The 24,805-nt window shown below is 73.8% G+C and carries 27 protein-coding genes; 21 read left to right on the top strand and 6 right to left on the bottom strand.

Annotated elements, in window-relative coordinates; translation table 11 throughout:
- Positions 1–21: 21 nt before the first annotated feature.
- Positions 22–711 carry a hypothetical protein gene (locus CUT44_RS01475; RefSeq protein WP_199185548.1) on the top strand — a complete coding sequence of 230 codons (690 nt, stop codon included), beginning with the start codon at positions 22–24 and terminating at the stop codon, positions 709–711.
- 66 nt (positions 712–777) lie between these two features.
- Here CUT44_RS01475 and CUT44_RS01470 read toward each other — a convergent pair whose 3' ends face one another.
- Positions 778–1,308 carry a DUF421 domain-containing protein gene (locus CUT44_RS01470; RefSeq protein ID WP_100200245.1) on the bottom strand — a complete coding sequence of 177 codons (531 nt, stop codon included), beginning with the start codon at positions 1,306–1,308 and terminating at the stop codon, positions 778–780.
- 344 nt (positions 1,309–1,652) lie between these two features.
- Between CUT44_RS01470 and CUT44_RS01465 the strand changes: the two genes are divergently transcribed.
- Complete coding sequence (locus CUT44_RS01465; RefSeq protein WP_100200244.1) at positions 1,653–2,369, top strand: lysophospholipid acyltransferase family protein; 717 nt, start codon at positions 1,653–1,655, stop codon at positions 2,367–2,369.
- A 97-nt stretch (positions 2,370–2,466) separates the two neighbouring features.
- Here the strand turns inward: CUT44_RS01465 and CUT44_RS01460 are convergent, their stop codons facing one another.
- The gene (locus tag CUT44_RS01460) at positions 2,467–2,769 is read right to left on the bottom strand and encodes a type II toxin-antitoxin system Phd/YefM family antitoxin (RefSeq protein WP_100200243.1); all 303 of its coding nucleotides are present in this window, start codon (positions 2,767–2,769) and stop codon (positions 2,467–2,469) included.
- A gap of 88 nt (positions 2,770–2,857) precedes the next feature.
- Between CUT44_RS01460 and CUT44_RS01455 the strand changes: the two genes are divergently transcribed.
- From CUT44_RS01455 to CUT44_RS01445, 3 genes are all read left to right on the top strand, one after another.
- Positions 2,858–3,502 carry an ATP-dependent Clp protease proteolytic subunit gene (locus CUT44_RS01455; protein WP_100200242.1) on the top strand — a complete coding sequence of 215 codons (645 nt, stop codon included), beginning with the start codon at positions 2,858–2,860 and terminating at the stop codon, positions 3,500–3,502.
- 17 nt (positions 3,503–3,519) lie between these two features.
- Positions 3,520–3,837 carry a hypothetical protein gene (locus CUT44_RS01450; protein ID WP_100200241.1) on the top strand — a complete coding sequence of 106 codons (318 nt, stop codon included), beginning with the start codon at positions 3,520–3,522 and terminating at the stop codon, positions 3,835–3,837.
- A 90-nt stretch (positions 3,838–3,927) separates the two neighbouring features.
- Positions 3,928–4,443 carry a DUF6328 family protein gene (locus CUT44_RS01445; RefSeq protein WP_100200240.1) on the top strand — a complete coding sequence of 172 codons (516 nt, stop codon included), beginning with the start codon at positions 3,928–3,930 and terminating at the stop codon, positions 4,441–4,443.
- Between the two features lie 61 nt (positions 4,444–4,504).
- On the opposite strand, the gene CUT44_RS01440 is transcribed toward CUT44_RS01445, so the two are convergent.
- Positions 4,505–5,665, bottom strand: a complete 1,161-nt coding sequence (locus CUT44_RS01440) for an 8-amino-7-oxononanoate synthase (RefSeq protein WP_100200239.1) — start codon at positions 5,663–5,665, stop codon at positions 4,505–4,507.
- Between the two features lie 203 nt (positions 5,666–5,868).
- Here CUT44_RS01440 and bioB point away from each other — a divergent pair, with 203 nt between their 5' ends.
- From bioB to mug, 12 genes are all read left to right on the top strand, one after another.
- The gene (gene bioB / locus CUT44_RS01435; protein WP_100200238.1) at positions 5,869–7,056 is read left to right on the top strand and encodes a biotin synthase BioB; all 1,188 of its coding nucleotides are present in this window, start codon (positions 5,869–5,871) and stop codon (positions 7,054–7,056) included.
- On the top strand, positions 7,049–8,356 hold the full coding sequence (locus CUT44_RS01430; protein WP_100200237.1) for an adenosylmethionine--8-amino-7-oxononanoate transaminase: 1,308 nt from the start codon (positions 7,049–7,051) through the stop codon (positions 8,354–8,356). The genes bioB and CUT44_RS01430 overlap by 8 nt, the downstream gene beginning before the upstream one ends.
- Positions 8,357–8,432: 76 nt before the next feature.
- Complete coding sequence (gene bioD, locus CUT44_RS01425) at positions 8,433–9,158, top strand: dethiobiotin synthase (protein ID WP_100200236.1); 726 nt, start codon at positions 8,433–8,435, stop codon at positions 9,156–9,158.
- Positions 9,159–9,305: 147 nt separating this feature from the next.
- Positions 9,306–9,992, top strand: a complete 687-nt coding sequence (locus CUT44_RS01420; protein WP_100200235.1) for a class I SAM-dependent methyltransferase — start codon at positions 9,306–9,308, stop codon at positions 9,990–9,992.
- A 150-nt stretch (positions 9,993–10,142) separates the two neighbouring features.
- Positions 10,143–10,922, top strand: coding sequence for an ABC transporter ATP-binding protein (locus CUT44_RS01415; protein ID WP_233221084.1), 780 nt, complete (start codon positions 10,143–10,145; stop codon positions 10,920–10,922).
- A 70-nt stretch (positions 10,923–10,992) separates the two neighbouring features.
- A complete protein-coding gene (locus CUT44_RS01410) occupies positions 10,993–11,883 on the top strand; it encodes an LLM class F420-dependent oxidoreductase (RefSeq protein WP_100200234.1) in 891 nt (296 codons plus the stop codon).
- A gap of 70 nt (positions 11,884–11,953) precedes the next feature.
- On the top strand, positions 11,954–12,412 hold the full coding sequence (locus CUT44_RS01405) for a GNAT family N-acetyltransferase (RefSeq protein WP_100200233.1): 459 nt from the start codon (positions 11,954–11,956) through the stop codon (positions 12,410–12,412).
- Positions 12,413–12,600: 188 nt separating this feature from the next.
- The gene (locus CUT44_RS01400) at positions 12,601–14,079 is read left to right on the top strand and encodes a hemolysin family protein (protein ID WP_100200232.1); all 1,479 of its coding nucleotides are present in this window, start codon (positions 12,601–12,603) and stop codon (positions 14,077–14,079) included.
- The gene (locus CUT44_RS01395) at positions 14,076–15,083 is read left to right on the top strand and encodes a hemolysin family protein (protein WP_100200231.1); all 1,008 of its coding nucleotides are present in this window, start codon (positions 14,076–14,078) and stop codon (positions 15,081–15,083) included. Before CUT44_RS01400 ends, CUT44_RS01395 begins: the two co-directional genes overlap by 4 nt.
- Before the next feature lie 80 nt (positions 15,084–15,163).
- Complete coding sequence (locus CUT44_RS01390; RefSeq protein WP_100200375.1) at positions 15,164–16,042, top strand: SGNH/GDSL hydrolase family protein; 879 nt, start codon at positions 15,164–15,166, stop codon at positions 16,040–16,042.
- 11 nt (positions 16,043–16,053) lie between these two features.
- On the top strand, positions 16,054–17,484 hold the full coding sequence (gene purB, locus CUT44_RS01385; RefSeq protein WP_100200230.1) for an adenylosuccinate lyase: 1,431 nt from the start codon (positions 16,054–16,056) through the stop codon (positions 17,482–17,484).
- 44 nt (positions 17,485–17,528) lie between these two features.
- Positions 17,529–18,059: a G/U mismatch-specific DNA glycosylase gene (gene mug / locus CUT44_RS01380; RefSeq protein ID WP_408646695.1), complete on the top strand. Its 531-nt coding sequence runs from the start codon at positions 17,529–17,531 to the stop codon at positions 18,057–18,059.
- A 131-nt stretch (positions 18,060–18,190) separates the two neighbouring features.
- On the opposite strand, the gene CUT44_RS01375 is transcribed toward mug, so the two are convergent.
- Both CUT44_RS01375 and CUT44_RS01370 read right to left on the bottom strand, forming a co-directional pair.
- A complete protein-coding gene (locus tag CUT44_RS01375; RefSeq protein WP_100200228.1) occupies positions 18,191–18,925 on the bottom strand; it encodes an ABC transporter permease in 735 nt (244 codons plus the stop codon).
- 3 nt (positions 18,926–18,928) lie between these two features.
- Positions 18,929–19,690, bottom strand: a complete 762-nt coding sequence (locus CUT44_RS01370; protein WP_199185546.1) for an ABC transporter ATP-binding protein — start codon at positions 19,688–19,690, stop codon at positions 18,929–18,931.
- A gap of 109 nt (positions 19,691–19,799) precedes the next feature.
- Here CUT44_RS01370 and CUT44_RS01365 point away from each other — a divergent pair, with 109 nt between their 5' ends.
- From CUT44_RS01365 to CUT44_RS01355, 3 genes are all read left to right on the top strand, one after another.
- Positions 19,800–21,011: a sensor histidine kinase gene (locus tag CUT44_RS01365; RefSeq protein ID WP_100200226.1), complete on the top strand. Its 1,212-nt coding sequence runs from the start codon at positions 19,800–19,802 to the stop codon at positions 21,009–21,011.
- A 4-nt stretch (positions 21,012–21,015) separates the two neighbouring features.
- Positions 21,016–21,666, top strand: coding sequence for a response regulator transcription factor (locus CUT44_RS01360; RefSeq protein WP_100200225.1), 651 nt, complete (start codon positions 21,016–21,018; stop codon positions 21,664–21,666).
- A 112-nt stretch (positions 21,667–21,778) separates the two neighbouring features.
- Entirely contained in the window at positions 21,779–22,933 is a 1,155-nt protein-coding gene (locus CUT44_RS01355) for an ROK family transcriptional regulator (protein WP_100200224.1), read from the top strand.
- A 169-nt stretch (positions 22,934–23,102) separates the two neighbouring features.
- Here the strand turns inward: CUT44_RS01355 and CUT44_RS01350 are convergent, their stop codons facing one another.
- Positions 23,103–23,855, bottom strand: a complete 753-nt coding sequence (locus CUT44_RS01350; RefSeq protein WP_100200223.1) for a GntR family transcriptional regulator — start codon at positions 23,853–23,855, stop codon at positions 23,103–23,105.
- Positions 23,856–24,053: 198 nt separating this feature from the next.
- Here CUT44_RS01350 and CUT44_RS01345 point away from each other — a divergent pair, with 198 nt between their 5' ends.
- Positions 24,054–24,803 carry an SDR family oxidoreductase gene (locus CUT44_RS01345; RefSeq protein ID WP_100200222.1) on the top strand — a complete coding sequence of 250 codons (750 nt, stop codon included), beginning with the start codon at positions 24,054–24,056 and terminating at the stop codon, positions 24,801–24,803.
- Positions 24,804–24,805: the final 2 nt, after the last annotated feature.

Below are 24,805 nucleotides of genomic sequence, written 5' to 3'. Positions count from 1 at the left end.
GCAGCGGGTAGGGGCGGCGGTGTGCCCGAGCTGCCCTCCCGCCCCCGCGACGAACGCGAGCGCTTCGCCCAGGAACTGCTGGACCGCGCCACTCCGGTGATGAGTGTGCTGGGGGTGCTGTTCCTGCTGGTCGTCCTCGGGGAGCGGCTGGCCCGTCCGGACGGCGCGCTGAGTACGGCGCTGACCGTGGCCGGCTGGCTGCTGTGGACGGTGTTCGCCGCCGAGTTCCTCGTCCGGGTGGCCGTCGCCCCCGACACCGGGGCCTTTCTGCGCCGCAACTGGTGGCAGCTCTTCTTCCTGCTTCTGCCCTTCCTGCGGGTGCTGCGGCTGGCCCGCTCGGTGCGGATGCTGCGCACCGGCCGGGTGCTGTCCTCGGTGGTGCGCTCCTCCCGCTCCGCGCGCCGGGTGCTCGGCGACCGGATCGGCTGGCTGGCGGCCGTCTCCGCGCTCACCGTACTGGGCAGCGCCGAGCTGCTGTACGAGTTCGGTGTCTACCCCTCCCTGGGGGAGGCTCTGCACGCGACCGCGCTGGCCGCGGTCACCGGGGAGCCCCTCGGCCGCCCCGACGCCTTCGCCAGAGTGCTGGAGATCGTGCTGGCGGTCTACTCCGTCGCCGTCTTCGCCACTCTCGCGGGCAGTCTGGGGGCCTACTTCCTCGAGTCGCGCGGCGCGGGGCGGCCGCCGGAGGGCGACCGGCCGGGCGGGGCGTGACGGTCTCGTGCCGCGCCGCCCGGCCGGTCACCTCACCTGTCCGGTCACCTCACCTGTCCGGTCACCTCACCTGTCCGGTTCCGCGCCCGCCGGGTTGCGGACCTCCCGCAGAGAGCTGCCCGACCCCTTCTGGGACCGGGGAAGCACACTGAACTTGCCGTCGGTCTCCAGGACCACCGCGGCGACGTCCTCGATCGCGCCGACTCCCTGGGAGCGGATCGCCTGGTGCACCTCGCTCGCCGTGACCCGCTGCCGGGCCATCGCCCCGGTGAGCAGGCGCCCGTCGCTCAGCAGCAGTGTCGGCTCGGCCTTGATCAGCCGGTGGAAGCGGCGGGAGCGCACCGCCGCCCACGCGCTGACGAACTGCAGGGCCACCAGGAGTGCCAGGGCGAGCACTCCCTCGGCCAGGGAGACGGTCCGGTTCAGGAGGATGGTGGCCAGCGTCGAGCCCAGGGCCACGGTGACCACCAGGTCGAAGGCGTTCATCTTCGCCAGCGTGCGCTTGCCCGACAGCCGCACCACCACGATCAGGGCGACGTAGGCGCAGGTGGTCATGACGGCCACCCGCAGCAGTTCGTACCAGGAGTCGAAGAACATTGCCCACGGCTACCCGCGGGAGCGCGTCCGCAGACCGTTCCTCCCCCGTCCTCCCCCGTCCGCTCCCGCGCCGGCGCCGGACCGGCCCCCTTCCGGACTCCCAGCGCCGTTCCGCACCGTCCGCGGCGGGGCGGCGTCTGCCCCGGCGGCCGGCGGGTAGAGGTCGGACGTGAGACGGAAGAACCCGGCACCCCCGTACAGATGCCGGCACCCGGCCGGCACCGCCCCCGTCCGAGCCGGTCACGCACGCCGGCGCCCGTACATAGACTGATCCCCTTCGCGCTGCCCCGTGACCTCGCGGAACGCAGCGCGCCAGCCGACCCGGTACAGACGGGAGCCGCCCCGTGTTCTACTACGTGCTCAAGTACGTCCTGCTGGGACCGCTGTTGCGGCTGCTGTTCAGGCCCCGGATCGAGGGGCTGGAGCACGTTCCGGACGAAGGTGCGGCGATCGTCGCCGGAAACCATCTGTCCTTCTCCGACCATTTCCTGATGCCCGCGATCCTCAGGCGGCGCATCACCTTCCTGGCCAAGGCCGAGTACTTCACCGGTCCGGGCGTGAAGGGCAGACTCACCGCGGCGTTCTTCCGCAGCGTGGGGCAGATCCCGGTGGACCGGTCGGGCAGGGGTGCGGGCCGGGCGGCCATCGAGGAGGGGCTGAAGGTCCTGGACCGGGACGAGCTGCTCGGCATCTACCCCGAGGGCACCCGGTCCCACGACGGACGGCTGTACCGGGGCCGCACCGGGGTCGCCGTCATGGCGCTGCGGTCGAAGGCGCCGGTGGTGCCGTGCGCCATGGTGGGGACGTTCGAGCTCCAGCCGCCGGGCCGGAAGCTTCCCAGGATCGGGCGGGTGACCATCCGCTTCGGCGAACCGCTGGACTTCTCGCGCTTCGCCGGGATGCACGAAGACCGCACGGTGCTGCGCGCGGTCACCGACGAGATCATGTACGCGATCATGAACCTGTCCGGCCAGGAGTACGTGGACCTGTACGCGCCCGACGCCAAGGCCCGCAAGAAGGGCGACGGCTCCGGCCCGTCCTCCGCAAGCGCCGCGCCGTGAGCACCGCCCCGTAGAGCCCGGCACCGCTCCGCGGCGCGCCTCCCACCGGTCCCCCGGGACCGCCTCGCGCCCGGCGCCCGCCCCGAGCGTCGGCGCCCTACGCCCCGCGGCCCGGGCGTCGTTCCCCGGAGGCGGGATCCGGGTGGTGCGCCGCGATACCGAAGCGACCGCGTTCGCCGGGAGCGGACGGCACCTCCCGCACGGTGGAGACCGTGCTGATCACCCCGTCCTGCCCTGCCTCGCCCAGCTGGTCCAGTCGTTCCAGGTCAGCGGCGGTCACCAGGGCCACCAGTGGTTTCCCGTGCCGCGTCACCACCACCCGTTCACCTCCGTACACCACACGGTTGATCAGGTCGGCGAGTTCGGCGCGGGCTTGCGTCACCGGAATTTCGTAGGCCATGCTCCCAGCATAACCAGACGTACGTTCTGCAATTTATGTACGTTTCTCCTGCCGACCGCGCCCTCCCGGTCGATGAAGGGACCACACCGTGCACCGGACGAACCGACCCGCCGCCCGCCGTGTCCTGCCCGAGTTCACCGAGTCCGCCGGCTACGGCTCCCGGGCCCTGGACCCGTACTCCAGGCTCTTCGAGGAGCGCATCGTCCTCCTCGGGACCCCGATCGACGACGCCGTGGCCAACGACGTCATGGCCCAGCTCCTCCACCTGGAGCACTCCGCGCCCGGACGGGACATCTCGCTCTACATCAACTCTCCCGGCGGCTCCTTCACCGCGATGACGGCGATCCACGACACGATGCGGTTCATCGGCTGCGACATCGAGACCGTCTGCCTGGGACAGGCCTCCTCCGCCGCGGCCGTCCTGCTCGCCGCGGGCACCCCCGGCAAGCGGCTGGCCCTGCCCGGCGCGCGGGTGATGATCCACCAGCCTTCCCTGGCCGAACCCGTCCGGGGGCAGGTCAGGGACCTGGAGATCCAGTCCCAGGAGATGCTGCGCACCCGCCGGAAACTGGAGGAACTGCTGGCCGAGCACACCGGGCAGCCCCTGGAACGCGTCCGGCGGGACATCGAGCGGGACCTGTTCCTCGACGCCGGGGCCGCGGTGGCCTACGGACTCGTGGACCGGCTCACGGCCGACCGCAAGGCGTCCCGCGCGGCACGCGCGGCCGGCTGAGAGAGGGGCCGTACCCGGTGCTGCCGCCCGAGTTGCCGCCGCTGCCCGCCCTGACCCGGGCGGAGGGCGAGGTGATCGACCGCTATCTGGAGATCGTCGACCTGCTGGGCCGGATCAATCCCGCCCGGGGACGCGACACCTACGGGGCCCTGCGCGCCGCCCAGGCCCTGGCCGGCCGGGCGGCGGCACTGCGGGACGCCCTGGCCGTGATGCACGGGCGCGGGGAGTCCGAGCTGCACGCCGCCACCCTGGCACGGGCGCTGCGCGTACTGGACGGCCCGCGGCGCACCTCCCTGGTGGCGCTCCCGCCGGAACCGGAAGGCCGGCCGGACTGACCGGGCTCACCGATCCCGCCACCGGTACCGGTGAGCGGGTCCCGGGTGCGGCGACGAGTGAAGGCCGCCGTACGCGGAACCCGGATCCGTATGGACGAGCGCCGCGAGACACCCCTGGAACGCGATGACCGAAACTTCGTCGAACTGCTGCAGGAACTGCGGGTCATCCAGGTGGGGGTCCAGATCCTCTTCGCCTTCCTCCTCACCCTCGCCTTCACCCAGCGCTTCACCGAACTGGACGCGGTGCAGCGCGGCACCTACCTCACCACGCTGCTGCTCGCCGTCGCCTCCTCGATCCTCTTCACGGCCCCGGCGGCGCTGCACCGGGTGCTGTTCCGGCGCGGGGCGAAACGGCTGATCGTCGAGGTCTCCTCACGGCTGGCCGGGGCCGGGCTCGTGGTGCTCGCCCTCGCCCTGACCGGGGCGGTGCTGCTGGTCGTGGACGTGGTGCTGGGGCGCACCGCCGGGATCGCGGTGGCGGCGGGCGTCCTCGCCTTCTGCGGCGCGGTGTGGGCCCTGCTGCCCTTCGGGCTGCGCCGCAGGGTGCCCGGAGCCGGTGCCTCCGGGGCGGGCCGGCCCCCGGACCGGACCGCGGGCCGGCCCTGACCGCTCCCCGGGCGGCACGGTCCCGGCCCGCCCCGGAGGCACCGGCCCGGAGAACGCCCCGTCAGACGGCGGGCGCGGTACGGGCGACGGTGGCGGCCGCCGCGTCGAGCTCGGTGACGGACAGATCGGCGCGGGCGGTCAGCCGCAGCCGGGAGACCCCGTCGGGCACCGACGGAGGCCGGAAGCAGCCCACGGCCAGTCCGGCGGCACGGCAGTCGGCGGCCCAGCGGACGGCGGCCTCCGGGGAGGGGGCGCGCACCGAGACCACGGCGGCGTCCGGGCGGGTGGCCTCCAGACCGGCGGCCGTCAGCCGCCCGTACAGCCGCCCGGCCGCCTCGCGGACCCGTGCGGCCCGGCCGGGCTCGGCCCGCAGCAGCCGCAGCGCGGCGAGGGCGGCCCCGGCCGCCGCCGGGGCGAGGCCGGTGTCGAAGACGAAGCTGCGGGCGGTGTTGACCAGGTGGTCGATCACCCCGGCCGGCCCGAGGACGGCACCGCCCTGGCTGCCCAGGGACTTGGAGAGGGTGACGGTGGCCACCACGTCCGGCGCCCCGGACAGTCCCGCGGCGTACGGGGCGCCCCGGCCACCGTCACCGAGGACGCCGAGCCCGTGCGCGTCGTCCACCAGCAGCGCGGCACCGTGGGCGCGGCAGACGGCGGCCAGGCCGGGCAGCGGCGCGGCGTCGCCGTCGACGGAGAAGACGGCGTCGGTGACGGCCAGGGCTCGCCCGTCGAAACCGTCGAGCGCCCTGCCGACGGCGCCGGGGTCGGCGTGCGGGACGACCGCGGTCCGGGCGCGCGCCAGGCGGCAGCCGTCGATCAGCGAGGCGTGGTTGGCGGCGTCCGAGACCACCAGCGCGTCCCGGCCGGTCAGGGCGGTGACGGCGGCGAGATTGGCGGTGTAGCCGGAGGAGAACACCAGGGCGGCCTCGAAGCCGCAGAAGTCGGCGAGCTCCGCCTCCAGCTCGGCGTGCAGTTCGGTGCTGCCGGTGACCAGCCGGGAGCCGGTGGCGCCCGTGCCCCAGCGGTGTACGGCCTCCCGGGCGGCGGCGACCGTGACGGGGTGGCGGGCCAGTCCCAGGTAGTCGTTGCCCGCCAGGTCGAGCAGCGGGGAGTCGGCGGGGCGGGGGCGCAGGGTGCGCACCAGTCCCGCGCGGCTGCGCCGTTCACGCTGCTCCTCGATCCAGCCGAACGGATCCGGGCTGCGGTCTGGCTCCTGCGGCATCTGGCCGTCCCTCGTCTTCCGTCGGGTGGCGTCTTCTGTCGGGTGGCGTCTGTTCCCCGGCCCTGCCGGTGCTCCGGCCGGTGAGGCCCGACGGTAACCGTGGACGGGCCCGCGGCGGGTGCGGTGCCGTACAGACCTCCGTCCGCCCGGTTGTGGGGGTGCGTTCTTGGCCCTGGCCGGTGCCATGGGACAGGATCAGCACCATGGACCTGCTGAACGCGCTGGTGGACAAGGGGCTGCGGCGCGAGCCGCCCACACGTGACGAGGCGCTGGCCGTACTGGCCACGTCCGACGACGAACTTCTGGACGTGGTGGCTGCGGCCGGACGGGTGCGGCGGCACTGGTTCGGCCGGCGGGTGAAGCTCAACTACCTGGTCAACCTGAAGTCGGGGCTGTGCCCCGAGGACTGCTCGTACTGCTCGCAGCGGCTGGGGTCGAAGGCCGGCATCCTGAAGTACACCTGGCTGAAGCCGGAGGAGGCCGCCGCGGCGGCCTCCGCGGGTGTGGCCGGCGGCGCCAAGCGGGTGTGCCTGGTGGCCAGTGGCCGCGGGCCCACCGACCGGGACGTGGACCGGGTCTCGAAGACCATCGACGCCATCCGGGAACAGAACGAGGACGTGGAGGTGTGCGCCTGTCTCGGACTGCTCTCCGACGGCCAGGCCGAGCGGCTGCGCGAGGCGGGCGCGGACGCCTACAACCACAACCTCAACACCTCCGAGGCGACCTACGGCCGGATCACCACCACGCACACCTACGCCGACCGGGTGGAGACGGTGCGACAGGCGCGGGCCGCCGGCCTGTCGGCCTGCTCGGGGCTGATCGCGGGCATGGGCGAGTCCGACGAGGACCTGGTGGACGTGGTCTTCGCGCTGCGCGAGCTGGACCCGGACTCGGTACCGGTGAACTTCCTCATCCCCTTCGAGGGGACCCCGCTGGCGAAGGAGTGGAACCTCACCCCGCAGCGCTGCCTGCGCATCCTGGCGATGGTCCGCTTCGTCTGCCCCGACGCGGAGGTGCGGCTGGCCGCCGGGCGCGAGGTGCATCTGCGGTCGCTGCAGCCGCTGGCCCTGCACCTGGCCAACTCGGTCTTCCTGGGCGACTACCTCACCAGTGAGGGCCAGGCGGGCCGGGCCGATCTGGAGATGATCGCCGACGCCGGTTTCGAGGTGGAGGGCGCCGGGGAGCGGACTCTGCCGGAGCACCGGGCCGGCGCGCTCGCCGCCCCCGGCGGCGGCAGCGGGCCGTGCGGCGGCGCGGACGGATCCGACTGCGCGGGCGGTACGGACACCTGCGGGCAGGCCGGTGGCGGCGTCCCGCCCTCCGCGGCCCGGACCGACCTGGTGGCCGTACGGCGGCGGGGCGCGGGTACGGAGCTGCCGCCCAATGCCTGACGCGCCGCTCCCGCACGGGGAGCTGCTCGACCTCGACCGCCGCCACGTCTGGCACCCCTACGGCCCGATGCCGGGCCGTACCGAACCGCTGGTGGTCTCCGCCGCCTCCGGGGTCCGGCTGCGGCTGGCCCGGCCCGCCTGGGGCCGCGAGGAGCTGGTCGACGGGATGTCGTCGTGGTGGTCGGCCATCCACGGCTACAACCACCCGGTGCTCAACGAGGCGGCCCACGCCCAGCTGGAGCGGATGAGCCATGTGATGTTCGGCGGGCTCACCCACGAGCCGGCCGTGCGGCTGGCCAAGCGGCTGGTGGACATCGCCCCCGAGGGGCTGGAGCACGTCTTCCTGGCCGACTCCGGATCGGTGTCGGTCGAGGTGGCCGTCAAGATGTGCCTGCAGTACTGGCGCTCGCTCGGCAGACCGGGCAAGCAACGGCTGCTGACCTGGCGCGGCGGCTACCACGGGGACACCTGGCAGCCGATGTCGGTGTGCGATCCGGACGGCGGCATGCACCGGCTGTGGTCGGGGGTGCTGCCGGAGCAGGTCTTCGCGGACGCCCCGCCGGACGGCTTCGGCGCCGGCCCCGACCCCGCCTACGAGACCCGGCTGCGGGAACTGGTCGCCGCCCACGCCGGGGAACTGGCGGCGGTGATCGTGGAACCCGTCGTGCAGGGCGCGGGCGGGATGCGCTTCCACTCCCCCGCCTATCTGCGGGTGCTGCGCGAGGTGTGCGACGAGCACGGCGTGCTGCTGGTGTTCGACGAGATCGCCACCGGCTTCGGCCGGACCGGCACCCTGTTCGCGGCCGGCCACGCCGGGGTCACCCCGGATGTGATGTGCGTCGGCAAGGCGCTGACCGGCGGTTATCTGACGATGGCCGCGACACTGTGCACGGCCCGGGTGGCCGAGGGCATCTCGCGGGGCGAGGTGCCGGTGCTGGCCCACGGTCCGACGTTCATGGGCAACCCGCTGGCGGCGGCGGTGGCGGGCGCCTCCCTCGACCTGCTGCTCGGCCAGGACTGGGCGGGCGAGGTGAAGCGGATCGAGGCCGGGCTGCGCGCCGGTCTGGCCGGGGCGGCCGCGCTGCCGGGCGTGCGGGACGTGCGGGTGCTGGGCGCCATCGGCGTGGTCCAGCTCGACCACGAGGCCGACATGGCGGCGGCGACCGAGGCGGCGGTGCGCGCGGGTGTGTGGCTGCGGCCGTTCCGTGATCTGGTGTACACGATGCCGCCGTACGTCACCGGTGACGAGGACGTGGCGCGGATCGCGGACGCGGTGTGCGCGGCGGCGCGCGCGGGCTGAGCGCGCCACGAAGGCGCCGGAGGCACGGCCGGATGCGTCGGAGACACGGATCGGGAGCGCGGGAGAGGCACGGGAGATGTCGGTGCTGGTCGTCACCGGGACGGGTACGGAGGTCGGCAAGACCGTGACCGTGGCGGCACTGGCCGCTGCGGCGGTGGTGGCGGGCCGCTCGGTGGCCGTGCTCAAACCCGCGCAGACCGGGGTCGCCGGGGACGAGCCGGGGGACGCCGCCGAGGTACGGCGGCTGGCGGGTGCGGAGGTGACCGCCGTGGAGCTCGCGCGCTACCCCGATCCGCTGGCGCCCGAGACCGCGGCACGCCGCGCCGGCCTGCCCCCGGTGGACCCCGGGGAGGCCGCGGAGGCCGCGCGGACGCTGGCGAAGGAACACGACCTGGTGCTGGTCGAGGGCGCGGGCGGGCTGCTGGTGCGCTTCGACGGGCGGGGAGCGACCCTGGCCGACGTCGCGGAGCTGCTCGGTGCGCCGGTGCTGGTGGTCGCCGCGGCCGGGCTGGGCACGCTGAACGCCACGGCGCTGACGGCACAGGCGCTGCGGTCCCGGCGGCTGGAGTGCGCCGGGGTGGTGGTCGGGAGCTGGCCCCGCGAGCCGGATCTGGCGGCCCGCTGCAATCTGACCGATCTTCCGGTGGCGGCGGGCGTACCCCTGGCCGGGCTGCTGCCGGCCGGTGCGGGTGCCCTGCCGCCCGCGGTCTTCCGGGCACGGGCCGCGCACTGGCTGGCCCCGGAGCTCGGCGGTGCCTGGGCGGGCGCGGAACCGTCCGCGGCGGGTCCGGCCGGCCGGTGACGGACTCGCGGCCGCCACTGCTCCGGCCCCCGGGCGATACTGGAACATGCTGAAACGCTCCCCTCCTGTTCCGATCCCCGTCCCGATCCCCGTCCTGATCCCCGTCCTGATCCCCGTCCTGATCCCCGTTCCGGCCGGAGGGCTTCCATGACGGCACCCGGCGACAGCACCCCGTTCGGGCACGGGGGCTCCCGGCGCGACACCGTGCACCATCCGCTGTTCGCGCGCTACTACGCCCGCTTCGCCCCGGCGCTGGACGAGCGGGCAGGGCTGGGGGCGCACCGCGCCGAGCTGCTGGCCGGGCTCTCGGGCCGGGTGATCGAGGTCGGGGCGGGCAGCGGTCTGAACTTCGCCCACTGCCCGGCGGCCGTGCGCGAGCTGGTGGCGGTCGAGCCGGAGCCCCGGCTGCGGCGGTCGGCCGAGGAGGCCGCACGGCGCGCCGCCGTCCCGGTCACGGTGGTGCCGGGCGTGGCGGAGGCGCTGCCGGCGGAGGACGGCGAGTTCGACGCGGCCGTGGTGTCCCTGGTGCTGTGCTCGGTCGGTGACCCGGACCGTGCTCTGGCGGAGCTGCGGCGGGTGCTGCGGCCGGGCGGTGAACTGCGCTTCTACGAGCACGTCCGGGCCGGGACACGGACGGCGGTCCTGCTGCAGCGGGCGCTGGACCGCACGGTGTGGCCGCGGTTGTTCGGCGGCTGCCACACCGGCCGGGACACGGTCGCCGCGATCACCGCGGCGGGATTCGCCCCGCTCTCCCACCGGCGGCTGCGGGTACCGCCGGGCGGTGTGCCGACCCCGGTCTCGGCACACGTGCTGGGCCGCGCCCGGCGGCCCTGAGTCCCTGACACTCCGGAGGGGCACGGCCGGAACGGCGGAGCGCGCCCCGTGGACCTGCGCGGTGGATGGATGTCCGCACACCGGGTAGTGCACAGGTCTCGGCTCCCCGCGGGGGAGCCGACCTCAAGACCCGCGAGACCGGGAGGTGCGGTGTCCACAGCAGCGGAGAAGGCGCGACAGGCCCCGGAGAACGGGCGGGTCGCCGCCCGGGGCCGTGGCCTGACCAAGACGTACGGCGGTGGTGAGGCGACCGTGGTGGCGCTGGACGACGTGGACGTCGACATCGCCGAGGGCCGCTTCACGGCGGTGATGGGCCCGTCCGGTTCGGGGAAGTCGACGCTGATGCACTGCCTGGCCGGGCTGGACACGGTCACCCGCGGGCAGGTGTGGGTCGGTGGCACGGAGATCACCGGGCTCGGCGACCGGGCGCTGACGAAGCTGCGGCGGGACGAGATCGGTTTCGTCTTCCAGTCGTTCAACCTGCTGCCCACCCTGACCGCCAGGGAGAACATCACCCTGCCCATGGACATCGCGGGCCGCCGGCCGGATCCGCAGTGGCTGGAGACGGTGATCGACACGCTCCGGCTGCGGGACCGCCTGGGACACCGGCCGTCGCAGCTCTCCGGCGGCCAGCAGCAGCGGGTGGCGTGCGCCCGCGCGCTGGCCTCCCGGCCCCGGCTGGTCTTCGCGGACGAGCCGACCGGGAACCTCGACTCGCGCTCCGGTCTGGAACTGCTGCGATTCCTGCGGCGGGCCGTGGACGAACTGGGGCAGACGGTGGTGATGGTGACCCATGACCCGCGCGCCGCGGCCCACTCCGATCTGGTGCTCTTCCTCGCCGACGGACGGATCGTCGACGAGATGCCCGATCCCAGCGCGGAGGCGGTCCTGGAGCGCATGAAGCGCTTCGAGCCCACCCGGCAGTCCTGAGACCGGCTCCGCCCGGGCCCGCCGGCCCGGCCCCTGACCCCGAACTCCCGGCCTGGAGGAGGACAACCGGATGCCCCGACCGTTCCGCTTCGGCGTCAACCTCGCCGTCGTCGACTCCGGCGACGCCTGGCGCGACAAGTGCCGCCGCGCCGAGGAACTGGGCTACGACGTACTACTGGTGCCCGATCACCTGGGGGCACCCGCGCCGTTCCCGGCCCTGACCGCCGCGGCCGAGGCGACCGAACGGCCCCGGGTGGGCACCTTCGTCCTCAACGCGGGCTTCTGGAACCCCGCCCTCCTCGCCCGCGAGATCGCCACCTGCGACCGGCTCACCGGCGGCCGTCTGGAGGTGGGCCTGGGCACCGGGTACGTACGCTCCGAGTACGAGCGTGCCGGCCTGCCCTGGGGGTCGCCGGGCGAGCGGGTGGACCATCTGGAGCACACCGTCGACGAACTGGAACGGCTGCTGGCCGACCCCGAGCACGTACCGGCACCCGAGCAGCGCCCCCGGCCACCGCTGCTGATCGGCGGCAACGGCGACCGGGTGCTGACGCTGGCCGCCCGCCGCGCGGACATCGCCGCCTTCACCGGCGGACGGCAGCTGCCCGGCGCGCCGGACGGCGTCCTGCGGTTGCTCTCCCCCGGCGAGCTGGAGCAGCGGGTGGCCGCCTACCGGCGTCTCGCCGCCGACCGGGAGGCGCCCGCCGAGCTGAACTTCCTGGTCCAGCAGGTGACGGTCACCGACGACCGGCGTGCTGCGGCCCGCGAGCTGGTCCCGCACGCCATGGGACTGTCCGAGGACGAACTCCTGGAGCATCCCGCCCTGCTCTGCGGCAGCACCGCGGAGATGGCCGATCAGGTGCTCGTCCACCGCGAGCGCTACGGCTTCACCTACTTCTGCGTGCACGAACCGGCGCTGGAGACCTTCGCCCCGGTGCTCAGGGAGCTGCGGGGCGCCTGACCACCCCGGCCCGCCGTCCGCACGGCGGAACTCCGTGCGTCCCGCCCCCGGCCGGTGGTGGAATGCCGCCATGAGCGACTCCCCGCACACCTCCGGACTCCGGATACGTACGGCCGCCGAGGCGGACATCGACACCGTCCTGGTCTTCTGGAAGGAGGCCGCCGAGGGGACGAGCATCAGCGACGACCGGGCGGGCGTGGCCCGGCTGCTCGAACGGGATCCCCGGGCACTGCTGCTGGCCGAGCACGGGAAACTCCTGGTGGGCACGGTGATCGCGGGCTTCGACGGCTGGCGGTGCCATCTGTACCGGCTCGCGGTCCGCCCGTCGCACCGCCGCCGCGGGGTGGCCTCGGCGCTGCTGGCCGCGGCCGAGGAGCGGTTCGCCGCGCTGGGCGGCCGGCGCGCCGACGCCATGGTGCTCGACCACAACGAACCGGCCCACCGGGCGTGGCACGCCGCGGGGTACGCCCGGCAGGACCGGTGGAGCCGCTGGGTGAGACCGCTGCCACCGGGCCGCGCCGGATACTGAGCCGGGCGCCGCGCCGGGCAGCGAACGGCGGCTCGCTTACGATGGACAGTCCATCGCGCGTTGCCCCGCGTGTGCGAAAGAAAGGTGTGTGAACGTCCGCCCATGGGCGAGCCTCCCAGTAGTAGAACCCGCCACGACCACCGCGCGGAGCGCCCCGCGTTCTCGGATCACGGGGCGGGGGTGACCTCATGACCGAAGTCCTCCTCCTGCTGCTGGCCCTGCTGCTGACCCTGGCGTGCGCCGTCTTCGTCGCGGCCGAGTTCTCGCTGACCACCGTGGAGCGCAGCGAACTGGAGCGGTCCGCCGAGCGCGGCGAGCCGGGCGCGGACAGCGCCCTCAAGGCGGTGCGGTCACTCACCTTCCAGCTTTCCGGCGCCCAGCTCGGCATCACCGTGACCGGGTTGATCATCGGCATGCTCGCCGAGCCCTCGACCGCCCGGCTGCTGGCCGGCCCGCTGGGGGCCGCCGGACTGCCCCAGTCGGCGGCCTCCTCGGTGGCCCTGGTGCTGGGCACCGCGCTGTCCACCGTGCTGCTGATGGTCGTCGGCGAGCTGGTGCCGAAGAACTGGGCGATCTCCCGGCCGCTGCCGGTGGCCCGCAGGGTCGCCGTGGTCCAGCGCGGCTTCAGTGCCGCCTTCCGGCCGCTGATCACCCATCTGAACAACACCGCGAACCGGGTGCTGCACCGGCTGGACCTGGAGCCCACCGAGGAACTGGCCTCGGCCCGCTCCCCCCAGGAGCTGGTCGCGCTCGCCCGTCATTCGGCTAAGGAGGGCGCGCTGGAGGCGGACACCGCCGAGCTGTTCGTCCGTACCATCCAGCTGGCCGAGCTGACCGCGCAGAGCGTGATGACACCGCGGGTGCAGGTGACGGCGCTGGAGGAGCACACCACCGCCCAGGACGTGGCGAACGCCGCCCGGGCGACCGGGCTGTCCCGCTTCCCCGTCTACCGCGGCAACCTCGACACCGTGGTCGGCGTCGCCCATCTCAAGGACGTGCTCGCCGTACCCGCCGACCGCCGCCCCCACCATCCGGTCACGGAGCTGCTGCGCGAGCCGGTCCTGGTGCCCGAGTCGCTGACCGTCGACCGGCTGCTGGACCGGCTGTCGGGGAAGAACAGCATCGCCGTGGTGATCGACGAGTACGGCGGCACGGCCGGAGTCGCCACCCTGGAGGACATCATCGAGGAAGTCGTGGGGGAGGTCCGCGACGAGCACGATCCGCTCCAGACCCCCGACCTCGTCCCGGCGGGCGAGGACGGGCAGGGCCGCATGGTCTACGACGCGGACGGCGCGGCCCGTACCGACCAGCTCGAGACCATCGGGCTGCGCGCTCCGGAGGGCCCGTACGAGACCCTGGCCGGGCTGGTCGCCACCGAACTGGGGCGGATCCCGGTGGTGGGCGACCTTCTGGAGGTGGCCGGCTGGCGGCTCCAGGTCGTGGACGCGTCCGGGCGGCGGGCCGCCCATGTGCGGCTGACCGCTCCGGCCGAGCGGGACCACGACCCCTACGGCGCCGAACACCACTACAGCGGCGGCCGTCATCACGGCGCCGAGGCCGTCGGCACCGTCTCCGGTGGCCGGGACCGCGAGGAGCGGGAACAAGAACACGAACGGGAACGGGAACGCGGCGAGCGCTCCCGTGACGACCGGGGGGTGCGCCGGTGACCGCCGTCCAACTGCTGATCGGCCTGCTGACGCTGGTCGCCAACGCCTTCTTCGTGGGCGCCGAGTTCGCGATGATCTCCGTACGGCGCAGCCAGATCGAGCCGCTCGCCGAACGGGGCGAGAAGCGGGCGCGCAGTGTGGTGTGGGGTCTGGAGCACGTGTCGGCCCTGATGGCCGCGGCCCAGCTGGGCATCACCCTGTGCACACTGGTGCTGGGGGTGGTCGCCGAACCCGCGATCGCGCACCTGCTGGAACCGGCCTTCCACCTCGCGGGCGTACCGGACGGCCTCATCCATCCGATCGCCTTCGTGATCGCGCTGGCGGTGGCGACCTATCTGCACATGCTGTTCGGCGAGATGGTGCCGAAGAACATCGCGCTGGCGGCGCCCGAGCGCACCGCGCTGGTGCTGGGCCCGCCGCTGGTCGGCCTCACCCGGACCCTGCGCCCGGTGATCTTCGGTATCAACGCGCTGGCGAACGCCCTGCTGAAGCTGCTGCGGGTCGAGCCCAAGGACGAGGTGTCCGCGACGTACTCCGACGACGAGCTGGCGCGGCTGGTGGCGGACTCCAGCGAGGCCGGACTGCTGGACGAGCGCGCGACGGAGCGGCTGCGCGACGCGCTGGAGCTGGGGCGCCGCCCGGTGGCCGAGGTCGTGCGGCCCACCGAGCGCGTGGTCTCCGCCCAGCTCGGGGTCACCGCCGAGGGCCTGGAGCAGCTCTCCTCGCGCAGCGGCTTCTCCCGTTTCCCGGTGGTGGACGACGGCGGCCGGGCGCTGGGCTACCTGCACGTCAAGGACGCGCTCGACGCCGTGCACCGCGAGGTGCCGTTCCCGGCCGCCGCGTTGCGGCCGATTGCCCGGGTGCGGGCGACCACCCCGCTGGACGACGTGCTGGGCGCGATGCGCAGCAGCGGTACGCATCTCGCGGCGGTGATCGGTACGGATGGCCGGGCGGTCGGGCTGGTCACCATGGAGGACGTGCTGCGCGAGCTGGTGGGCAGGTAGCCGGGCGGTGAGAACGGGACGGTGACGGGAGGCGGCTGGCCGGGGCGGGTACCGGGCGGTTGGTTACCATGGCCTGCGCCATGAACAGCTCAACTGACAGCACACCCGAAGTGCCCGCCCCGCCCGTCATCACCAGTTTCGCCGCCCTGGGGGACTCCTTCACCGAGGGCATGTCGGATCTGCTCCCGGACGGCAGCTACCGGGGCTGGGCCGATCTGCTCGCCAACCGGCTGGCCGCCCGCACCGAGGGCTTCCGGTACGCCAACCTGGCAGTGCGCGGAAAGCTGATCGGGCAGATCGCCGACGAGCAGGTGGACGCCGCCGCCGCGCTGGGCGCGGACCTGGTGACACTGGTCGGCGGCCTCAACGACGTGCTGCGCCCGAAGTGCGACATGGGACGGGTGTGCGGGCTGCTGGCGGAGTCGGTCGCCAAGCTCGCCCCGAACTGCGGACGTCTGGTGCTGATGCACAGCCCCGGACGGCGCGGACCGGTGCTGGAGCGGTACCGGGTCCGTATGGAGCAGCTGTTCGACTTCATCGACGTCCTGGCCGAGGAACACGGGGCGCTGGTGGTGGACCTGTACGGCTGTGAGGCGCTGGGTGATCCCCGGCTGTGGGCCGACGACCGGCTGCATCTGTCCTCCGAGGGGCACGAGCGGGTGGCCGAGGCCGTCTGGCAGCGGCTGGGGCACGAGGCCGGGGCGGACTGGCACGCGCCCCTGCCACCGGCCGTCCTGCCCGGCTGGTACCGGCGCCGCACCGCCGACCTGCGCTTCGCACGGCAGCATCTGCTGCCGTGGATCGGCCGGAGGCTGACCGGCAGATCCTCGGGTGACGGGCGCCTGCCCAAGCGGCCCGAACTGGCACCGCTGGCCCCGGCCCCGGCGGCGGCGGCCCCGGACCGGGCGGGGCGTCCGGTGTCCGGACCGATGCCCCTGGCCTGCGAGGACACCCCGTAGAATCCCCGGGTGTGACTGACAAGCCGCGCATCCCCAACGTCCTGGCCAACCGCTACGCCTCCGCGGAACTGGCCCGCCTGTGGTCTCCCGAGCACAAGGTGGTGCTGGAGCGGCGGTTGTGGCTGGCCGTGCTGCGGGCCCAGCGGGATCTGGGCATCGAGGTGCCCGAGGCGGCGCTGGCCGACTACGAGCGGGTGCTGGAGGAGGTCGACCTCGCCTCGATCGCCGGGCGCGAGAAGGTCACCCGGCACGATGTGAAGGCGCGGATCGAGGAGTTCAACGCGCTGGCCGGGCATGAGCACGTGCACAAGGGCATGACCTCCCGTGATCTGACCGAGAACGTCGAGCAGCTGCAGATCCGGCTGTCGCTGGAGCTGGTGCGCGACCGCACCGTCGCCGCGCTGGCCCGGCTCGGCAGGCTGGCCGCCGAGCACTCCGAACTGGTGATGGCCGGCCGGTCCCACAATGTCGCCGCGCAGGCCACCACGCTGGGCAAGCGCTTCGCGACCGCCGCCGACGAGCTGCTGGTGGCACACGCCCGGCTGGAGGAGTTGCTGGCCCGCTACCCGCTGCGCGGCGTCAAGGGCCCGGTGGGCACCGCCCAGGACATGCTGGACCTGCTGGGCGGGGACGGGGAGAAGCTGGCCGAGCTGGAACGGCGGATCGCCGCCCATCTCGGCTTCGGGCACACCTTCACCTCCGTCGGCCAGGTCTATCCGCGGTCGCTGGACTACGAGGTGGTGACCGCGCTGGTCCAGCTGGCCGCCGCGCCCTCCTCCCTGGCGAGGACGATCCGGCTGATGGCCGGCCACGAGCTGGTCACCGAGGGCTTCAAGCCGGGCCAGGTCGGTTCCTCGGCGATGCCGCACAAGATGAACACCCGCTCCTGCGAGCGCGTCAACGGACTGGCCGTCATCCTGCGCGGCTACGCCTCCATGGCCGGGGAACTGGCGGGCGACCAGTGGAACGAGGGAGACGTCTCCTGCTCGGTGGTGCGCCGGGTCGCCCTGCCGGACGCCTTCTTCGCCTTTGACGGCCTGCTGGAGACCTTCCTGACGGTACTGGACGAGTTCGGCGCGTTCCCTGCGGTCGTGGCCCGCGAGCTGGACCGCTATCTGCCGTTCCTGGCCACCACCAAGGTGCTGATGGGCGCGGTACGGGCCGGGGTGGGCCGGGAGAGTGCCCATGAGGCCATCAAGGAGCACGCGGTCGCCTCGGCGCTGGCACTCCGCGAGGGAGCCGAGCGCAACGAACTGCTGGACCGGCTCGCCGCCGACGAGCGCCTCCCGCTGGACCGGGGGCAACTGGACACCCTGCTGGCCGACCGGTTGTCCTTCACCGGTGCCGCCGGTGACCAGGTCGCCTCGGTGGTGGCCCGGATCGAGGAGATCGCCAAGCGGCGTCCGGAGGCCGCCGCCTACACCCCCGGGGCGATCCTCTGACCCCCGGGACGCCGCCCCCGGGGCGGGGGATGTCCGGGGAGGAGATGGAGGAGCTGCGTGCCCGCACCGTCCCGGATGTGGTGGCCGAGGAACTGCGGGTGCTCTTCTGCGGGATAAACCCCGGGCTGACGACCGCCCGGCTGGGGCACCACTTCGCCCATCCCGGCAACCGCTTCTGGCCGGTGCTGCACGCCTCGGGTTTTACCCCGAGGCGGCTGAAGCCGTCCGAACAGCGTGAGCTGCTGGAGTACGGCCTGGGCATCACCAACATCTCGCCCCGGCCCACCGCCCGTGCCGACGAACTGACCGCCGAGGAGTACACCGAGGGCGGGCGGGTGCTGACCGAGAAGGTCACCCGGCTGCGCCCGGCGTGGCTGGCGGTGGTCGGGGTGACCGCCTACCGGGCCGCCTTCGGCGACAGAAAGGCGCGGATCGGCCCGCAGGAGGCGGTGATCGGCGGCACCCGGATCTGGGTGCTGCCCAACCCCAGCGGCCTCAACGCCCACTGGACGCTGGAGACGATGGCCGAGGAGTTCGGCCGACTGCGGACGGCCGCCTTCGGCGTCCCCTCCTGACACTCCTGACGGCGGCAGCCCGGTCCCGCCGCCGTCGGCGCCGTCGGACTCTCCGTCCCTGTCCCCACCGCCGTCAGAAGCCGGGCGTCGGACAGGGGTGTCCGAGGGGGTGTCGGCCACCTCCGACGCTCTCAGGCGTCACGGCGGCGCAGTACGGCCAGCCCCGCGCAGAGGGCCGCCGCCGTCCAGACGGCCATCACCGCCATCCCGCTCCACGCCCCCAACGGCCCCTCGGGGACCGGGTGCAGCACCTGCTGCCCGGCCCGGTCCGGCAGGAACCACACGTCCGGCCCCACCACCGGCGATATCAGGAAGATCAGCGGCACGAGCATTCCCAGAGCACCCACCGTGCTCCGCAGCACTGCGGTGACACCGACTGCCAGCAAGGTCAGCAGGGTGAGGTAGATCCCGCAGCCGATCCCGGCCCGCAGCACTCCGGGATCACCGATCCCGACTCCGTGTTCGCCCAGCAGCGTCTGGCCGATCACCACGGTGATCAGACCGGTGGGCAGACCGACGGCGAGGGCGAGACCGCCGAGGACGGCGAGCTTGGCGCCGTAGAACATCTCCCGGTTGGGCACGGCCGCCAGCGAGAGGTGGATGGTGCCGTGTGCGTACTCCCCCGCGACGGCCAGCACACCGAGACAGATAGCGGCCACCTGTCCGAAGTTGAGCCCGAAGAAGGCGAAGGAGACCGGCTCGAAGCCCGGGTTGTCGCTCTCGGCCTCACCGAGAAAGCCGGTGATCAGGGCGCCGACGCCGACCGTGGCGACCAGGACGGCCAGAAGGCTGCCCGCCAGCGAGGGTGCTGTACGGACCTTGAGCCACTCCGACCGGAGCACGGCGGTGAACGGTGTGTCCTTCACCTCTCACACCTCCTTCTTCGTCCGGTGGCGCGTGGCGCCGGCGGTCAGCCGCAGATACGCCGCCTCCAGCGAGTCCGGCTCCGCCGGATCGCCGTGCTCGCGCAGGAAGTCCTCCAGCGCCGCGTCGGCCAGCAGGCGTCCCGCTCCGAGCACGACGACCCGGTCGGCGATCCGCGCGACCTCTCCCATCAGATGGCTGGAGACCAGCACCGTGCGGCCCTCGTCCGCCAGCCGCCTCACCAGCCCACGGAGCCAGACCATCCCCTCGGGATCCAGCCCGTTGACCGGTTCGTCGAGCAGCAGCACCGGTGGGTCCCCCAGCAGTGCTGCGGCTATGCCCAGCCGCTGCCGCATGCCCAGGGAGAAGGTCCGCACCCGGCGCCGGGCGGCGGGTGCCATCCCCGTCTCCTCCAGTACCTGCGCGACCCGCCGGTCGGGGATGCGGTTGCTGCTCGCCAGAACGCGCAGATGGTCGCGGGCGGTGCGCCCGGGGTGTGCTGCCCCGGCGTCCAGCAGCGCGCCGACCCGCCGCAGCGGTTCGGGGCGCGCCCCGTACGGGCGGCCGTCCAGCAGGGCGGTGCCCGAGGTGGGCCGGTCCAGGCCGAGGACGATGCGCATGGTGGTGGACTTGCCGGCGCCGTTGGGACCGAGGAATCCGGTGACAGTGCCGGGGCGGACGGTCACGGTGAGTCCGTCCAGGGCGCGGACGGCCTTCCCGCCCCTGCCGTACTCCTTGGTCAGCTCACACAGTTCGATCGCGGTCATGGTCACCACGCTGCCGCCCGGCGGAGGCCTGCCGCTTCCCCCGTCCGTGGGTTCGGTCTCCCCCGTGCGGGGGAGGCGCGGTGATCGCGCACGCTGGCACGATGGCGGTATGTCCCTTCGCCTTCCGGCTCCCCTCCGCGCACTGGTGCAGGCATCGGCACGGACGGTCACCTACACCCGCTGGCTGCATCTGATGCTGGCAGGGCTGGTGGCGATGGTCGTGATGATGGTCTTCCCCGGACTCGAGGACGCCCCCACGTGGCAGTGGCTGCGGGCCATGGCGGTGCCCGTCGGGCTGGCCGCGGTCTTCGGCCTGGGGGTGCCGGTGCTGCGGCAGGCCGAGGGCATCCAGGCCCGTCTGATGCTCGTCCCCGGGCAGCGCGAGCCGCTGGGCCCCGCCGCCGCGGAGACGGGGATCGCGGTGACACCTTCGGGCTCCTGGCCCGACCGGTGGCGCACGGCGCTGTGGCTGGCGCTGCGAGTGGCGCTGGGTCTGCCTCTGACGGTGCTGTCCGTCTGGCTGCTCATACCGGCATGGCACCTGGCCTTCGTCCTCGGCGGCTGGTACGCCCTGCTGGCACCGCTGCCGCCGCTGCTCCTGCTGGTCCTGGTCGTCTCGTCGGGGGCACTGACGGCCGCCCTGGCCAGACGGTTGCTGGCGCCCTCGGCGGCCGAGCGGCTGGCCGCCCTGGAGCAGCGCACCGAGCGGCTGCTGGAGCACAACCGGCTCGCCCGCGAACTGCACGACTCGATCGGCCACGCCCTGACCACCACCGTCGTCCAGGCGGGTGCGGCCCGGGCCGCCGGGTCGGCCCGGTTCACCGAGCGGGCACTGACCGCGATAGAGGAGACCGGCCGGCGGGCCCTGGAGGACCTGGAGCGGGTACTGCGGCTGCTGCGGGAGGACGACGAGGCGCGGACCGCCGGGAAGCCGCCGAAGCTGGAGGACGCCTCACGCCTGCTGGAGTCGGCACGGGCCTCGGGCGCCCTGGTCACCGCGGAGACCGGCGGCGGGCTGGATGCCGTACCGGCGGTGATCTCCCGGGAGGGCTACCGCATCCTCCAGGAGGCGCTGACCAATGTGCTGCGGCACGCGGGCCCCGTTCCCGTGGCGGTGCGGGTGGCCGCCACCGGGGAGGAGCTGCGGCTGGCGGTGCGCAATCCGCTGCCCGAGCCGTCCCCGCCGACGGGCACCGGCAGCGGACTGCGCGGCATCCGTGAGCGGGCCGCGCTGCTGGGCGGTGCGGCGGAGGCCGGGCCGGCCGGGGACGAGTGGCGGCTGGAGGTCCGCCTCCCCCTGGGCGGATACACGCGGGGGTGACGGAATGGCTGTCACGGTGCTGCTCGTCGACGACGAGGAACTGGTACGCGCCGGGCTGCGGGCGATCCTCGACGCCCAGCCGGACATCGAGGTCGTCGGCGAGGCCGCCGACGGCGTGGCGGTCGTCCCCCTGGTGCGCAGGCTGCGGCCGGATGTGGTGGCCATGGATGTGCGGATGCCGTTGCTGGACGGCATCGAGGCGACCCGTGCGGTCCTGCGGTCGGTGCCCGAACCGCCGGGCATCCTGGTGATCACTACCTTCGAGGAGGACGCCTACGTCTACGAGGCGCTGCGTGCCGGGGCGGACGGCTTCCTGCTGAAGCGGGCGCGTCCGGCGGAGATCGCGCACGCGGTGCGGCTGGTGGCGGAGGGCGAGTCACTGCTCTTTCCCGCCGCCCTGCGGCGGCTGGCCGTCGGACGCGGCAACGAACGGTCCCGGCGGGTACTGGAACGGGCCGCGCTGACCGTGCGGGAACAGGAGGTGTTGCGGCTGATGGCACGAGGGCTGTCGAACGCGGAGATCGCCGGCCGGCTGGTACTGGGTACCGAGACGGTGAAGTCGCACGTCAGCTCGGTGCTGTCGAAGCTGGGAGCGCGCGACCGAACTCAGGCGGTGATCACCGCCTACGAGTCGGGCTTCGTCGTGCCGGGCTGAGCGGGACGGGCCGGGGCCGGGCCCTCCGTGGCTCTCCCGCCCTGGCTCTCGCCGCCCTGCCGCTCACCGGATACGATCCGCCCACAGATGCGCACTTCCCAGGAGGCGGACGTTGGGGCGGCTCACCGGCAGGGATCCCTCCCTGCTGCGCAGGATCAACTCCACGGTCGTTCTGCGCGCGCTGCGCGCCGCCGACGGCGCACCCACCCTGTCCGACCTGTCCCAGGCCACGGAGTTGTCCCGGCCGACGGTCGAGGGCGTGGTGGAGCAGTTGGTGACGGCCGGGCTGGTGGCCGAGGCGGCGGTGGGTCCCGGTGACGTCCGGCGACAGGGCCGGCCGGCGCGCCGCTACCGTTTCCGCGCCGAGGCGGGCCATCTGCTCGGCGTCGAGATAGGCCCGCACCGGGTGGCCGCCGTCCTCGCCGATCTGTCGGGGCACCGGCTGGGCATGCTCGGGCGGGAGGTGTCCGAGCATGCCACCGCCGACGAGCGGCTGGAGCGGGTACGCGGTACCGTCGCCGAACTGCTGCGTACCTGTGAGGTGCCGCGCAGCACTCTGCGGGCGGTGGGGGTGGGCAGCCCCGGAATCGTGGAGTCCGACGGCACGGTACGGCTGTGCACGGCACTGCCGGGCTGGACCGGACTGCCCCTGGGCGAACGGCTGCGGCGCTCGTTCCGCTGCCCGGTGCTGGTGGAGAACGACGCGAACGCCGCCGCGCTGGCCGAGCACTGGAAGGGAGTGGCGGCCGGTTCCGGCGACATGGTGTTCGTCCTGGCCGGGCTGAGCCCGGGTGCCGGCTCACTGATCGGCGGACGCCTGCACCGCGGGTTCGGCGGCGCGGCCGGAGAGATCGGCGCGCTGCACCTGCTGGGCCGTGAGGCCACTCCGGAGCGACTGCTGTCCACCACCGGCGAACCACTTCACCCGCTGGACGAGGCGGCGGTGGCGGAGGTGTTCGCACTGGCGCGGGAGGGCGACGCGCGGGCACAGCGGGCCGTGGAGCGGTTCAACCGGCGGCTGGTGCACGACGTGGCGGCGCTGGTGCTGGCCCTGGATCCCGAGCTGGTGGTCGTCGGCGGCTGGGCCACCGGGCTGGACGACGTGCTGGATCCGCTCCGCCGCGAACTGGCCCGCTACTGTCTGCGGCCGCCGCGGGTGGAGCTGTCCCTGCTGGCCGGCGAGGCCATCACGACCGGCGCGCTGCGGCTGGCCCTCGGCCATGTCGAGGAGGAACTGTTCACCGTGGAGGGCACCGGGCCCTTTTGAGGGCGCTGAGGGCGCTGGAGCACCGAGGGCACTGGAGCACCGAGGGTGCCGGGCTCCGCCGGGCCCCGCTGAGGCCTGCTCCGCGCGGACAGCGGACATACGTGCGGGGGCGCCTTCCCTGGACAGGGAAGGCGCCCCCGCACCCCGCCGGGATCCGGCCGGTGAGCCGTCAGCCCGCCGCCAGCAGACCGGTGCCGGCGGATTCCCCGAAGGTCAGCCGGCAGGTGTCGGCCCGGTAGGTGGAGACCGCGACCGCCGCCGTGCCGCCCGCGGCGAGATAGCGGGTGGTGAGGACGAGGACGGGCGCGCCGGGCAGGCGGTCGAGCCGCTTGGCGTCTTCCGCGCGGGCCGAACCCAGCTCCACCGTCCGCTCCTGACCGCCCAGTTCGAGGCGCTGCAGCTCGCGCAGAACGGCCCGGCCTCGGGCGACACCCGCGTCGGTCTCCAGGCCGGCGATGCCGGACAGCCCCGGCACGGAGGCCGGCGGTACGTACAGCAGCTCGGTGGCGACCGGCTGGCCGTGCACCGTACGGACCCGGTGCACGGTGTACACCTTCTCGTCGCCCCTGCCGAGCGCCCTGCCCACCACGGCGGGCGGCACGTCCTCCGCGCAGCCCTCGGTCTGCCAGGCGTCCCCCGGGGCACCGGGCCAGCTGTGCCGGGTGGGGTTCACCTCCACGCCCACACGCGGCGGCGCGACGGTGGTGCCCACCCCGCGGCGACGCTGGAGACGGCCCTCCAGCTCCAGCTGCTCCAGCGCCTGGCGGAGCGTGGCCCGGGCGACGCCGAAGCGTGCGGCCAGCTCCCGTTCGTTCGGCAGGATCTCCCCCACCTCGAACTCCGAGTCGAGCGCGTTCGACAGCACCGTCCGGAGATGCCAGTACTTCGGCTCCGGCACCGTCTCCAGTTGCGTGGTCCCCACCCTTGCCTCCGCAGTCGCCGTGTCCTGCCGGTTTTACGTGCGCTTGTTTTTTAAAGGTCCTTGCGTATGCCGACGATAGGGATGCACCGGTCACTTGGTCAAGACCAATCAGCCCACTGGCGCCCCTCCCCGTGAATGATCGATCATATTCCCCGGCTGTCGTATCCGGCGGTCCGGCGGCGAGCGAGGGAGAACGGCATGGCACGGCAGGTAACGATCGTCACCGGCGGGAGCCGCGGTATAGGAGCGGCCGTCGCCCGGCGGCTGGCGCGGGCCGGACATGACGTCGCCGTCGGCTACGAGCGGTCGGCCGAGGCGGCCGGCCGGACGGTGGAGGAGGTACGGGCCGCGGGCGCCGAGGCGATCGCCGTACAGCTGGACACCAGTGTCGAGAGCGAGGTCGACACCCTCTTCGAGGAGACGGCCGCCCGGCTGGGGCCCGTCACGGGCGCGGTCCTCAACGCCGGGATCACCGGTCCGCTGGGCAGGTTCACCGAGACCGCCACGGAGGTGATGCGCCGGGTGGTGGACGTCAACGTCATGGGGACACTGCTGTGCGCGCGGCGGGCCGCGCGCGAGCTGTCCACGCGGTACGGGGGAAACGGCGGCGCGATCGTCACGGTCTCCTCGTGCGCGGCCACCCTCGGCAGCCCCGGTGAGTACGTCCACTACGCCGCGACGAAGGCGGCGCTGGACGCCATGACGGTCGGGCTGGCCAAGGAGCTGGGCCCGGACGGGGTGCGGGTCAACTCCGTGCAGCCCGGGGCGATCCTCACCGACATGCACGCCACGATGGGCGACCCGCAGCGTCCGTGGCGCAAGGCCGGGGTCATCCCGATGGGCCGCCCCGGGGAGGCGGAGGAGGTGGCCGGGGCGGTCGCCTGGCTGCTGTCGCCGGAGGCCTCGTACACCACGGGCGCGGTGCTGCGGGTGAGCGGCGGACTGTGAGC

The organism is Streptomyces carminius (assembly GCF_002794255.1).
In the GTDB taxonomy this organism is placed as follows: Bacteria; Actinomycetota; Actinomycetes; order Streptomycetales; family Streptomycetaceae; genus Streptomyces; species Streptomyces carminius.
Note: the sequence above shows the minus strand (reverse complement) of the source record. Positions and strands in the feature narration are given on the sequence as shown.